At 57.6% G+C, this 13,908-nt stretch carries 8 protein-coding genes; all 8 read right to left on the reverse strand.

Annotated elements, in window-relative coordinates; all coding sequences use genetic code 11:
* Nucleotides 1–3 precede the first annotated feature (3 nt).
* Nucleotides 4–4,395, reverse strand: coding sequence for an RHS repeat-associated core domain-containing protein (locus tag V1603_RS16770; protein WP_395312983.1), 4,392 nt, complete (start codon nucleotides 4,393–4,395; stop codon nucleotides 4–6).
* Between the two features lie 3 nt (nucleotides 4,396–4,398).
* Complete coding sequence (locus V1603_RS16775; RefSeq protein ID WP_116339361.1) at nucleotides 4,399–4,839, reverse strand: DcrB-related protein; 441 nt, start codon at nucleotides 4,837–4,839, stop codon at nucleotides 4,399–4,401.
* A gap of 76 nt (nucleotides 4,840–4,915) precedes the next feature.
* Nucleotides 4,916–5,992 (reverse strand): hypothetical protein, encoded by a 1,077-nt coding sequence (locus V1603_RS16780; RefSeq protein WP_395312984.1) that lies wholly within the window; start codon nucleotides 5,990–5,992, stop codon nucleotides 4,916–4,918.
* Between the two features lie 3 nt (nucleotides 5,993–5,995).
* The gene (locus tag V1603_RS16785; RefSeq protein WP_395312985.1) at nucleotides 5,996–6,550 is read right to left on the reverse strand and encodes a hypothetical protein; all 555 of its coding nucleotides are present in this window, start codon (nucleotides 6,548–6,550) and stop codon (nucleotides 5,996–5,998) included.
* Nucleotides 6,551–6,644: 94 nt separating this feature from the next.
* Nucleotides 6,645–7,151, reverse strand: a complete 507-nt coding sequence (locus tag V1603_RS16790) for a hypothetical protein (RefSeq protein WP_395312986.1) — start codon at nucleotides 7,149–7,151, stop codon at nucleotides 6,645–6,647.
* A gap of 1 nt (nucleotide 7,152) precedes the next feature.
* Nucleotides 7,153–9,738, reverse strand: coding sequence for a type VI secretion system Vgr family protein (locus V1603_RS16795; protein ID WP_395312987.1), 2,586 nt, complete (start codon nucleotides 9,736–9,738; stop codon nucleotides 7,153–7,155).
* Between the two features lie 65 nt (nucleotides 9,739–9,803).
* Nucleotides 9,804–11,234 (reverse strand): serine/threonine protein kinase, encoded by a 1,431-nt coding sequence (locus tag V1603_RS16800; RefSeq protein ID WP_395312988.1) that lies wholly within the window; start codon nucleotides 11,232–11,234, stop codon nucleotides 9,804–9,806.
* Nucleotides 11,235–11,258: 24 nt separating this feature from the next.
* On the reverse strand, nucleotides 11,259–13,874 hold the full coding sequence (gene tssH / locus V1603_RS16805; RefSeq protein ID WP_395312989.1) for a type VI secretion system ATPase TssH: 2,616 nt from the start codon (nucleotides 13,872–13,874) through the stop codon (nucleotides 11,259–11,261).
* Nucleotides 13,875–13,908 lie beyond the last annotated feature (34 nt).

Consider the following 13,908-nt stretch of genomic DNA (forward strand, 5'->3'; position numbering starts at 1 on the left):
AACCTATTTTACATTCCCCGAGCCTGGAATCGCTACTTCTTCAAGCCATTCTGCCCATATTGATGGTAATTCATACGATCTACCTGGCGTTGTCGGATCGACACGCTTAGGAGCTAACCCACCTTGATTTAACGGATTAGTACGATAACCGGCCTGAGGTATTGCACTTTCTTCTATGAAATCCGCCATCCACTTAGGAACTTTAAAGGAGACAATTTCTGCATTACCACCTCTAATATCAAGGAAATGCTGAGCATGCGAGCTATCTCCAATACTGATATTTAAGGTTCCACGCTGAATTTTTGGGTTATTAGCAGAATCTAATTTGATTCTGACCCGACTTGCATTTGGTGGCGTTCCCCCTTGAACCCTAAATATAGACTCAGTTGCATTGGGATCCCCTCTCTTACATAGACCCAGCGGATCTATCCAACCTAATGGGTTAGGAGCATAGCTGTAAAGATTTAACCCACCATATAGCCCTATCGGGTCCTGCTGCGTAAACCTTCCGCAGTCCGGGTCATAATACCGGAACAGATTGTAGTGCAGCCCTGTCTCACGGTCCAGGTATTGCCCCTGCATGCGCAGGTTCTGAGAATATCCTGATACCTGCGTCTCGCTTTCCCGCAGCAGCTTGCCCCAGGCGCTGTTCACCCCTTCCCAGCGCACCTGCCCTTCGATATCCGTCATCCGCTCCGGCGTGCCGTTCGGCTGGCAGTGGAACCAGAAAATCTCCGGGGCATCAACGCCGTCAATACGCGCCAGCGGGTCATAGCTGTCCTGATCGCTGTAGACGTAGGTGAGCGGCACATCTCCGTGCACCTCCTGCAGCAGGCGAAATCCTTCCCAGACAAACCGGGTGGTGACTGGCTTGCCGGTTGGCTGTCCGCCCAGCATCTGGCGTCGCGTTTTGCTGATGCGTCGCCCGAGCGGATCGTAGCGGAAGCTGACCTGCGTCTGCGGCCTGTTGCGGTCCCTTGGCTGGCTGATGACCTCCGTCAGGCGATGCTCGCCGTCATAGCGGTAGTGCCAGCGGGTCTGGCCGTTATCCTTCTCCACGGTACGGCCGTGGATGTCATAGCGCCAGCGAATGCCGTTCAGTTGCGTCAGGCGGTTGTGCGTGACCTTCTCAGCAGAGCCTTCAAGCGGGTTACCGGCAGCATCCCAGCGCCATTGTTCCTGGCCTGGCAGCGTGCCGTCCTGAACAAGCAGACGCCCGGCGCTGTCGTACTGCCAGCGGTACCAGCTGAACGGGTTATCGTCCCGCTCTTCCCGCACCAGGTTATTGCGGTAGTCATAATCCCAGCGGCGGGACCAGCGGCGCGGCGACGGGCGCTGGGCGTTGCCGGTAAAGACGTCCCGCCGATGCAGTCGGCCCAGGCGGTCGTATTCGCTGCGGGTGGTCAGCAGCCCCTGGGTGCGGCTGGTCTCGCGGTGAAGCTCGTCGCGGGTAAAATCGGAAACCGAGAGCTTATCCAGAGCAATGCTGAGCAGATGCCCGCTGCCGTAGTAGAACTGCTTCAGCTCGCGACCATCGGGCAGCGTGACGGAGGTGCGGTTGCCCAGCGCATCATACTCCCACGCCAGCTCACCTTGCTCGCCCGCTTCGCGGGTGACGCGACCGAGTGCGTCATACTCAAAGGCAAGCTCCTGCTCTGCCTCGGTGGTCCACGCGTCGGCTGAAAGCGCAGGGTGCAGCCCAATCCGGCTTAACAGCCCGGACGGAGTGTAGTGATAGCGGGTCTTCCCTTCCGGCGTGGTGCGGGCGACCAGCTGGCCGCTCGCGCTCCAGACGAAGGCGTGGGTGATGGCCTCCGGATGGCCGGCGGCAAACGTGCGCGCTATCGTGCGCCCGCAGGCGTCATAGCGATACTGCGAGGCCACGCCATCAAGCCCCACCTCTTCCAGCAGCAGAGAGTCCGCGCCCCAGCGGAACTGGTACGCTTCGCCGTTTTCATTTTCAAGAGCAATCAGACGTCCGCGGCTGTCCCAGCGGCGACGGACCTCTTCACCCTGGGTATTACGGGTGGCGGTTAAGCGCCCGGCCTCATCGTATCTGAACTCACTTTCTTTCCCGTCGGCGCCAGCATGCTTCACCGGCAGGCCACGTTCGTTCCATTTGAGCGACTCCGTCCAGCCTTCCGGTCGGTCGAGCTGCACCGGACGCCCTGCGGCGTCGTAGCGGTAACGCGTCTCTTCACCATCGGCGCTAATCTCAGCCACCAGCCAGCCCAGCGGGTGATAGCGATAGCGGGTAATACGCCCGGAACAGTCCGTCGAACGTACGATCTGCCCGGCCTCGTTGTACTCCTGATCGCGGCTGTTGCCTGCGGCATCGACCTCTTCTACAACCAGGCCAAACTCATCCCGTCGCAGCAGCGTCGTCTGCCCCATCGGATCCACCACGCGCTTCAGCCCGTGGTGTTCGTCGTACCAGAACCGGGTGGCGCTGCCGTCGGCTTCAATAATGGCCGCAGGAAGCGCGCGGTGTTCCAGCCAGGTGGTGGTGCGGGTGTTGCCGTCGGCGTCGATCTCCTGAACCCGGTTGCCCATTTCGTCGTAGACGAAGGTGACGGCATTTCCGAGCGGATCGATGCGACGCGTCAGAAGTTCGTTCTCATCCCACTCGTAGCGCCAGTTTTCACCACGCTCGTCAACGTAGCGGACAATCAGATTTTGCGCGTTCCAGTAGTGGCGGCGCGTCTGACCGTCGTAGTGTTCGACGGTCGTCAGCCCGGCTGCTAAATCATAGCTAAAGCGGCAGCCGTCACCGGTGCTGGTGCGGTTTTCCACCACGCGCCAGTGATCGAATTTTTTCCAGCGGTATTCGCTCTCCAGACCGCCCGGCATCCGGTGCCAGACCATCAGGCCGTGGTCGTTATAGCGGTATTCACGCGTCACCACGCCGGAGGCATCCGTCGCGCTCGCCAGCTGGCCGCGCGCGTCGTAGCCCCAGTGCATCAGCGGCCAGGTCTGGTTGCCGTCGAAATGGCTGGCAGCGGTAACGCGCTGCGGGAATCGTTCATCTTCATAGCGCAGGGTGACGTCGATTGCCCGCGGCTCGTCGTGCAGGCCGACCAGCCTGCCGTGCTCGTCCCACTCCGTCAGCAGCGCGTTGCCGTATTCATCGCTGAGGGAGGCCAGGCGCAGTATGGAGGGATTCACCCGGGTTGGTTTATACAGACGCCACACCGCGCCGTCATCGTCGGCAATCGCCACGTCGCCGCTCTCATTGCGGCGGATAATAATGCCTTCGCTGATGCTGTAAAACGCGCGGTCGACAGGTGGCAGCCCGAAGCTCAACTCGCGCCCGGTTTCGTCGAACCAGGTAGCGTTGTCTTCTTCCAGCGCCAGATAGCTGTCAAAGGTGGTTGCCCAGCCCAGACCGAACAGCCCTTCTCGGGTGGTCAGGCTGTTGTAGCTGCGCTGCCAGCGCAGCGGGAAGCGTCCCGGCAAGGAAAAATCGAGTTCGTCGTCGTCATTCAGCACCTTCACGCCGGTGGCGGCGTGAACCGGGTGCGAGGATCCGAACACGGCATTCACCGCCATATCGGCCAGCATCCCACCGCCGGCCGCTGCCAGCGCGCAGGGCATGTTTTTGAGGATCTTGCCCGGGCGCCCGCGCAGCAGGGAGAGCGCAATCATCCCCAGCGCCAGGCCCGGCGTTTTACCGCTTTTGATATCGCGGACCGTGAGCGTGTCCCCGCCGATGATCACGTTCGGGGAGACATCGTCGGAAACGGTGCCTTCGCAGGTGGTGCGATCTTTCGCACGCACCGCGGGCTGCCCGTTGATAAAGACGCTTTTAGAGCCTTCCGCCAGGTACTGCGGCCCGGAGTGCTTTTCACACGCCACCTTATCTTCTTCCAGCGGCGAGGTTCCCGCGGCGGCAGAAGCCACGCTCGGCTGCCACATTTCGCTGCCAAACTGTCCGGCGGCGGAAAGCAGCATGCCCGCGTAATCGGCAAAGCTGCCCGGCGACTGCGGCTCAGGGGAAGGGGTATCGGCGGGCGTCAGCGTGCCTGCCGCGCGCGCGGCGGGGATAGCATTGGTGAGAACGTTATTTGAACCGGTGGTGATTTTACCCGCAGGTGACGGAGGGAAAAGCGCATTGCCTAATCCTTCCGCGGCGTTGCTGATATCGTCGGTAATACCCGCCACGTTCGCCAGCACGCCACCGATAATCCCGCTTAACAGACAGCTGGATCCAATTGCCGCCACGCCTGCGGCAGCAGCACCCGCACCGAGTAGAGGCGCGGCAGCCGTAGCCGCCAGCCCTACCGCCGCGCCAATCACCGCATAGGCGGCACCTTCCGCCACAATGCTGGTGATGTCAGCAAAAATGCTGGAGTGAATAATCTCGTCGCCCTTACGAGCCGCGTTGTTATCGCTCATGCCTTACACATTCCGGTTGTCGTTTAGCGTCAGACTCTGCTTAAGCGCGCTCCAGCGCACCTCGTCCTCTTCGGTGAATGTTCTTAATGCCGAGAGGGTAAAAATCATCAATACCGGTTTGCCCGGCGTCTGAACGGCAAGCTGTTTTTGCCACAGGCGCTGTCCGTTACGGTCAAAGGTGGTCTCGACTTCCAGTCCGCTGATTTTTCCATCAGGACCGGCTTTTACGTTCCGGAATTCGCTCTGGGCTATCTCACCCATCTGAGGACGCAGCACGTCCCACTGGCGATGAAACTCTTGTTCGTAGTCGCTGCCGTCCGGGATAACGCCGCGGCTGACCACCACGGACAGCCCGCTTTCGTCATCGCGAATAATGTTCATGCTGTTATCCTGCCAGGCAGCAGGAAAAAGGGAAAACGAACCTTCCTGAAGGGTGTATTTCATAAGTGAACTCGGGATGATTAATATGATGAGAAACAAAAGAGGCCAATCCATGCTGGCCCTTTGGCTGGCTGTATAGTTATTTAAGCCACTGGCCTGACTGTTCAACTAAAACATGGTTGCCTTTGCTGACAACCAATTTCACGGGTGCGTACGTCACGGTGTAAGCGACTTCGCCATTTTTGTATGTTGAACCGATTATTTTACCTGCTGGATCGTGCAGCGTTTTTCCCTTTAATGAGATGGTACTGTTATCGCTTTTGCGCACGCCGAGATAAACCATCTCGTCACATTCGCTATCAAAATGACCGCACGTGTTTATAAGAGAAATAGCGAATTTTTCGGTGTCCAGTTTTCTGGTTTCAGCGCTATAAAACGATGCGGCTTTACGTAACGTATAACGCAGCGGTGCATAATAATTTCCTTTTTGAGGAGGAGTGACTAAACGCCATTCCATTGCACTCCCTTTTATTTCCAGAACAGCTCGTCCGCCTACGCCGCCAAACGATGAGTTGAACTCAACGCTGGCACGATTGCCAACGATCGTACCGCTAAGATTTTGCTCATCATCTTCCGGGCAATCTATGCGGTTTCCTCTCTGGGAGATATAGCAATAGGAGCCTGTGATACGGTTACCTGATTCAGCTAAACGCAGGGTTAACGTTGAGTCGTTCTCGAATTCGCCGGCCCAAGTTCCGTCAAACGCGAGGCCTGATTGGCTGTTCGTTGCAAAATGCTTCGCATTGAATCTGGCGGCCCACTGCAGAATATCGGCATGAATAACCGGGCTATTATCAGAAGACTGGTAATGAATAACGTCCGACTCCGGAATCACCCAGGCCGCAAAGATTTTGCCGTCAGGATTAATGACCAGCGCGGACGCGTTCTCCTGATAGAGATCCTTTAGCCAGCCTTCAACAAACAATCCGCCACCTGGGGTGGTATGCGGTTCCCCGAAGACATCAAAGTTATCAATATAGGTCTGGTAATGATTTCCCAGCGTCTTCCTGAGATTGTCTGTCACTTCGCTATCATTAACGATGCGACTAACCGTATTGAGCTTATTGTATTGCGATAATTCAAGCGCCGATGACGTTTCAACGACGCCTGCCAATAAAGCGGTGAACAAGACGACTGCCAAATATTTCTTGGTCATAAATTACTCTGAAGAGCCATTGTTGTAATTCATGCTTATTTTCAAAACGTTGCCGTCTTTCATCTCAAACGAGAGCGCTTTTTTACCCAACTCGTAGGTAATCCACTGTTCCCCCGAATCATTGTCGACCTGACCGGTACCGTATGCGCTGTTCAGTTCCTCTCTCGTTGAACCCACATGGATACCACGCGGCGTTGCGAAGCCTTCGTCAGTCAGCGTAATTTGAGACACGATATAATCATCAACGCTTCTTTCCGCTTTTTCCCACCAGAGATTGGAGCTGAATATTTCTAACCCAGCCCTTTGATGCTGGAAGAATTTATAGTTCATTCCGTCAAAAGGAACCTCACCGGTAAAACTGCCTTCCACTGGCATTTCAATTTTACAGGCAATATCAGGAGTCCATCTGTCGCCCAGGGCGATGGACTGGTCTTTGACCTCCACGGAAAAATCCTGTTTTGTCAGAACGGGCGGCATAGCCTCTGCCAAAACCACATTGCTACTCAGACAACTTAACATCAGGGAAAAACTAAGAAATATGGGCGTGTGTTTTTTCACGTTAAACGTCACTGACTTGATGTAAATTACGCTTTTCACGGATGCAGCAAACCGGCAGCGAAATACCCGTGCCGGCATGAAAACACAACACTTATTAACGATCGTAACGCGACATAACCACTCTATTTAGGCATTCCTGGTTCATCACCGGAAAACTAAATGCCCATGCAAGTCCTCTCTCATCAGTAGCGGTTCGGTATCCAACAGATTGTCCTGCGGTATTCCCACGAGGAATGTTAGAAATTTTAACATCAGGGAAATGCGTTTTGACTTGTTCGAGCGTAATGCAAGGCTGTTCGATTACAAACGAGACAAGTGAAACGCTATTATCTCCGTTTCCCCATAAACGAACATCTAAATCGCTGATACGCGTTCCATCAGATAATGTGAATGGAGCTGACGTATAACGGTCTTTCACTTCTGGATTTTTTTGGACCAGTGATTGATGGAAAAGTTTACTGACATCCTCGGTCTGTTTTCCCCAGACTGTTTTGAGTTCTTTAACAATATGCCATAAAGAATCTTGGTTCATGTTTGTTTGTCCTGCGTAAGAAAAAGTTGAAAATAGTGGGAGCAAAAAGAGGATGGTATTTTTTGTCATTCTACTTACCATAGAACCCCCCGTAATAATCGCTGTAATTGAGATCCGTACCCGAAGCTATTTCGCCTTTACCGTAGACTTTACCTATAGCTTTTGCAGCGTCAACCCGCGACAGCTCTCCACTTACCATTTTATCATAGGCTGCATTGTAAGCTTTGAGATTTTCCGGGCTTCCTGCTATATCAATATCAATACCGCCATTCCCCAGAATTTCACGCTGTATTTTGATATTATTCAAGGTTGCACCACCTTCATCCATTAGCTGGCTGTTAATGAAGTTTTCTTTACTCGAATAATCTGCAGCAACAGGATATGTGGCATGTCCTGCTTCATGAGCTAAAGTTTGTACCGTCGTGGCCGTGTCTTCCATGTGTTCAGGATCCATAACGATCAATTTATTATCCGCCTCAGCATAACTTCCCCCACCAGCCGCTCCTGGTTGAATCGCCCATCCCTTGTCTTTCAAATCTTTTAGCTGAGTTTGAAGGGTCGGTGACTTGTTGATTTGTTTAACAACATCATCATTGAAAGGCATAACGTCTGAGCTATTCGGATTATTTTTATAAACATAATTCCCTTTCAAAGGCGGGGCTGTTGTTGACGCCGAAGCTGGAGCAGGTTTCGATTGGCCTGCTGCTGGAGCCGCAGCGGGGGCAGGACGACTGGCGCTCTCTTGCGGCGCAAACTTCGCCTGCACCGCCGCATCAATATCCCCTTTATGCCCTGACCCCGGCGCCGTTGTGCCCGGTTTGGTGCCAGAGGTATTCAGATGCAGCTTACCGCCCGTGGTGATATAACCATCCCCTTCCACGAAGAAGTTAAACTCTTTGCCAATCAGGTTAATCTTGCCGTTAGCGTTCAGCTCAATAGCGCTCTCACCTGAGACCAGCCGCAGCTTCGTCCCGGATGCAATAACATACTGCTCGACCGCCGCATCCAGCTTGCCTTTCCCCGTCAGGATCTCGGTTCCGCCTTTCACCGCCTGAGTCTGGTTCGCTTCCACACGATGCAGCTCATTTTTCTTCACATAATGGCTGCGCGCCCCGCCGACGCTGTGCGTTTCATCATTTTTAACGCTTGTGTCCATGTTGCGCTCGGCCTGGATCCACACCTGCTCTGCGCCCGCTTTATCCTCAAAGCGCAGGGCGTTGGCGTTGTCCACGGAGCCCCCCTTAGAGCGGCTCATAAAGCCCATCTGCGTCGCCGCAGCCGGCAGCGCCCACGGCGGCATGCTCGCGTCGTTATACACGCGCCCGGTAATAATCGGACGGTCCGGGTCGCCGTTGATAAAGTCCACCACCACCTCGTCGCCGACGCGCGGGATCTGCACCCCGCCGTAGCCCTGGCCTGCCCACGCGCTCGACACGCGCACCCAGCAGGAGCTGGTGTCATCGCCTTTCGCCAGACGGTCCCAGTGGAACTTCACCTTCACGCGACCGTATTTGTCCGTCCAGATACTCTCGCCCTTCGGACCGACCACTTTCGCCGTCTGCGGGCCGTAGGTGCGCGGCCACGCCGTGGACTGCGCCGGACGGTACACCACCGCCGACGGGATGACCGTGAAATCGGTGCGGTGAATGGTCTCCCCCTCGCCGCTGGCGTAGCGGTTCTCTTCGAAGTGGTAGCCCGCCGCCGTCACCAGATACTCCCCGTTGTCGCTGAAAAACGGCGCGTTGGTTAACGTGAAGGTGTGCCCCGGCGCTATCCCCGCCGCCGTGGCGGTGGCCTGAATCTGCTGGTGCTCAACCTGCCAGCGCTCCTGACGGATACGGGCATAGAACTCCCCGTGCCCTTTGTCGACAAAGCGACCCGGCCAGTCGTACACGTCGATGCTGCCCGGCTTCGGCGACGCCGGGTTCTGCTGGGCCTGGAACAGCCACGCGTTCGGCTTGCGGAAGTCATAGTCGTCGAGGCTGTAAATCCCCGGCGTCACGCTGTCCTCCAGCGCCCACTGGCTGATGCCCTCTTCGTCCGTACTGCCGCCGGACGGCGTCTGATGGTAAGGAATGACCTCATAGCCGCTGAACGGCTGATGCTGCGTGGCGGCGTCGGTGAGCACCAGGGTATGTTTATCCGCCTCATGGCGGAAGTGATAGGCAATCCCCTCCAGCTCCATCAGGCGGCTGATGAAGTCCAGGCTCGACTCCTGATACTGCACGCAGTAGTCCCACACCCGGTAGCTGCCGGTGAGTTTATCCTCAACGTTAACCTGATGCTCGCCCAGCAAGGTTTTTACAATCTGCGGCACCGTCTGCCCCTGGAAGATACGCAGGTTGCGGTCGCGCTTCATCGGCCACAGGTCCGACTCCACCGTCAGCTGGTACACCGCATAGCGCGTGCCCGTCAGTTCAACGGCGCTGACCGCCACCCGGGTAATCTTGCCGTTAACGTAGCGGGACGTCAGCAGGCTCTGCGTCGGGATGGTCACCGTGACCGGCTGGCCGAGCAGCTTGCTGCGGTCGATGCGCGCGTCCGTGCCGAGCACGGTCAGCGTCAGCGCGAACGACTCGGACATCGCCTCGCGGCCCGTCAGTTTCCAGAACAGAAGCCCCTCCACCGGGAGCTGAACGGTAATTCGGTTGAGCATAATCTTTATTCCATATAGCTTATGCGATTCAGAAAAGAGGTTCGCATCTTTGACTGAGCGTAATACTACGGATTCACCAGCCAGGTGCCCGGCTTGCCGATATCCAGCGTCTGGCTGCGCGTTCTCCCGTTGCCCTGCAGTTCAATCTTCGCCTCACCGGCTGGCAGCTTGAGCGAGGCATAGCCGTTCGCCGCCGGACGCAGCGCTTTTGGCTCGCCGTTCACTTTCAGGGTTTCGCCGTCGAGAATGCGGATATAGACCAGCGCAACAGGGCTCGCGACAGGCGGTGGCGTTTGTTGCGCTGTCTCCGGCGCAGTCGTCTGCTCGCCAGCCTTCGCGGCTTCTGGCTTCACGTCAGGCGTGTTCGCGGCGGTCTCAGTCGGACGCGTCTCTGCCGGTGCCTGTGCAGCCTGCTCAGGTGCATCATTACCGCCGCTGAACAACATCGCTCCGGCGACAACGCCCACCAGCACGCCCGCGGCAACCATGCCCGGGATCTTGTAGCGCCGCCAGTCAAGCGCCGATGCCGGCTTCTCTTCCTCAACCGGAACCAGCATGGTGCCGGTCTTTTTGGCGGTCAGCACATCGTTAATTCCGGCGACCGGCATCTCAATCAGCGCGGCAAATTCGTCGATAGACTGCGGACGATCCTCCATGTGCAGCGCCAGCGCGCGGTCGATGGCCTGCAGCAGCGGGATGGAGTAGCCCTGCGGCATGATTTCCACCAGCGGTTTGCAGGTGTCCTGAATGGAACGCACCACGCTGACCGGAGGCGGAGAACCCGCAATCAGGGTACGCAGCACCGCGCCGAGGGCGTAAATATCCGTCCACGGGCCCTGCTCGCTTTCGTTGTCGTCGGTGTACTGCTCAATCGGCGCAAAGCCGGGGCGCAGCATGGTTTCCGTTTCGTCGGAAAGGTTACCGATGGTGCGGCGCGCGGAGCCGAAATCAAGCAGCACCGGCAGGCCGTTATCCTGGATCTGAATGTTATCCAGCGAGATGTCGCGGTGCAGATAGCCTTCGTCGTGGATGGTCTTGATCGCCCCGAACAGCATCGGCAGCGTGCGACGGATCCAGGCCTCGTTGATCAGCTCCGGTTTTTCTTCGCGCAGGCGTGAAAGCGTGGTGCCGCTGTAAAACAGCGTCCCCATGTAGGCCGTGTCGTTTTGCACCCAGAAACGCAGGACGTGCAGCAGGTTCGGGTGGTTAAAACGCGCCAGCAGACGCGCTTCCTGAATAAAGCTGTTCAGGCCCGCGGAAAATGCTTTGCCAAAGCGCTCGCTGCGCAGCACCAGGGTCATGTCGTCGCCGCGCACGGCGAGCGAGGCAGGCATAAATTCTTTGATAGCGATAGTGCGTTCGAGCTGGTGATCCCACGCGCGATAGACAATGCCAAAACCGCCGCCGCCGATCACCTCTTTGATTTCAAACTCGTTGAAGCGGTACCCGACCGGGAGCGCGTTTGGGACAGTCCGATTGTTATCATTATCCGTCATCTTTTACAGTTCTCTTGATGATTATTACGCGGCAAACTGACAGTGAAACTCGCCCTGCTCGCAGGTGACGTGCAGACGTCGGTACTGCTCGTCGCTGCGGCTGGCGGTAAGTAAGATCTGGCTCATCTGAGGCAGCAAGGTGTTAGTCAGGATAGCATCCACCATGCGACCGCCGGACTCCACCTCGGTGCAGCGCTGAACAATCTGTTCCACCACGCTGTCGTCAAACTCAGAAATAATGCTGTGATTCTCTTCCAGACGACGCTGAATGCGCTTGAGCTGCAGGCGAACTATCTGTCCGAGCATCTCGTCGCTGAGCGGGTAGTACGGCACCACCAGCAGACGGCCCAGCAGCGCCGGCGGAAATACCTCCAGCAGCGGCTGGCGCAGCGCGCCGCTCAAGGCGTCCGGCTCAGGCATCAGCTCTGGATCGGCGCACATGGCGCTAATCAGCTCGGTGCCCACGTTGGACGTCAGAATAATGATGGTGTTGCGGAAATCAATGTGGCGCCCCTCGCCGTCTTCCATCCAGCCTTTGTCGAAGACCTGGAAGAAAATCTCATGGACGTCCGGGTGCGCTTTTTCAATTTCATCCAGCAGCACCACGCTGTAAGGGCGGCGGCGCACGGCCTCGGTTAACACGCCGCCTTCACCATACCCTACGTACCCCGGAGGCGCACCTTTTAAGGTGGAAACGGTGTGCGCTTCCTGGAACTCGCTCATGTTGATGGTGATAACGTTCTGCTCGCCGCCGTACAGGGACTCCGCCAGCGCCAGCGCGGTTTCGGTTTTCCCGACGCCGGACGGGCCGCACAGCATAAATACGCCCACCGGTTTGTTCGGATCGTCCAGTTTCGCCCGCGAGGTTTTCACGCGGCGGGCAATGAGATCCAGCCCGTGACGCTGGCCGATAACGCGCTGGTTCAGCGTGTCGGCAAGGTTGAGTACCGCGTCGATCTCGTTTTTCACCATCCGACCCAGCGGGATCCCGGTCCAGTCAGAGACCACCGCGGCGACCACGTTTTCATCTACCGCCGCAAACAGCAGTGGCTCGTCTCCCTGTAAGGTGTTCAGCGCCTGCTGCTGCTCCGCCAGCTGGCTGTGCAGCTCAGCGGTGTCTTCCTCACCCGCTGCGAACAGCGCGGCGCGCAGGCGAATAATCTCCTGCACCAGGCTGCGCTCTTCTTCCCAGCGCTGGGCCAGGGCTTCGCGTTTTGTTTCGTACGCGTCGCGTTCTGCGCGTAACGCCGTGACGCGCTCGGCATCACCGGCCCCCACGCGCGCTTCGCGTTCTGCGATCTCAATTTCCACGTCAAGCGCAGCAAGGTGGCGCAGGCAGTCTTCCAGCTGCGCAGGCGGCGCGCTCTGGCTCACCGCGACGCGGGCGCAGGCGGTGTCGAGCAGCGCAACGGCTTTATCCGGTAACTGACGCGCCGGGATGTAGCGGTGGGACAGCTTCACCGCCGCGCTGACCGCCTCGTCGAGCAGCAGGACCTGGTGGTGCGTCTCCAGCGGCGACACGGTGCTGCGCAGCATCAGAATGGCTTTCGCTTCGTCCGGCTCGTGAACCTGAACCGTCTGGAAACGACGGGTCAGCGCCGGGTCTTTCTCGATGTACTTTTTGTATTCCGCCCAGGTGGTGGCGCCGATGGTGCGCAGCTGACCGCGCGCCAGGGCTGGCTTCAGCAGGTTCGCCGCATCGCCGGTACCCTGCTGGCCGCCTGCGCCAATCAGGGTGTGGATCTCATCGATAAACAGAATGATCGGCGTGGCGCTGGACTGGACTTCGTTAATGAGCGCCTGCAGACGGGCTTCAAACTCGCCTTTCATGCCCGCGCCGGCCTGCAACATGCCGATATCCAGCAGCCACAGCTGAATATTTTGCAGCGGCTCCGGGACGTCGCCGTCGGCGATACGCAACGCCAGCCCTTCCACCACCGCCGTTTTCCCAACCCCGGCTTCCCCGGTCAGCAGCGGGTTGTTCTGGCGGCGACGCATCAGGATATCGACCATCTGGCGGATCTCCTCGTCGCGCCCGACAACCGGGTCAATCTTCCCGTCGCGTGCGCGGGCGGTCAGGTCCTGGCCGTACTGGGCCAGCGTACCCTGAGCCGCCGGGACCGCACCCGCGGGCGCGTCGACGGCGGCAGCGGCCTGCTGCGTCTCTTTGCTGTTGGCGCAGATGGCGTCGAACTGCTCAATCAGCACCTCAACGTTAAGGCGGGTGAACTGCGCCGAGATGCTTTTCAGCACGTTGGCCAGATTCCAGGTTTTGAGGATACCGATCAGCAAATGGCCGCCGCGAATGCGGCTGACGCCAAACTTCAGCGAGCCGAAGACCCAGGCGCGCTCCACGGCGCTGTCAATATGTTCAGAGAGATCGGAAACGGAACTTGCGCCGCGCGGCAGAGCGTCCAGCGCCGCCACGATATCGCGCGCCAGCTGCTGTTCATCAAGGGCAAAATGGCGGATGACCTGCTGCAGATCGCCATCCTGCTGCTGCATCAGCTGATGCAGCCAGTGCACCAGCTCAACGTAGGGGTTGCCGCGCAGCTTGCAGAAGGCAGTCGCGCTTTCCAGAGAGGTAAATAACAGCGTATCCAGTTTGCCGAAAAGCACGGCACGGCTAATTTCTGACATGTTAGTTTCCATTAACAATGATTCGGTATACGGA

It is taken from the genome of Enterobacter sp. ECC-219 (genome assembly GCF_043966805.1).
GTDB classification, from domain to species: domain Bacteria; phylum Pseudomonadota; class Gammaproteobacteria; order Enterobacterales; family Enterobacteriaceae; genus Enterobacter; species Enterobacter cloacae_N.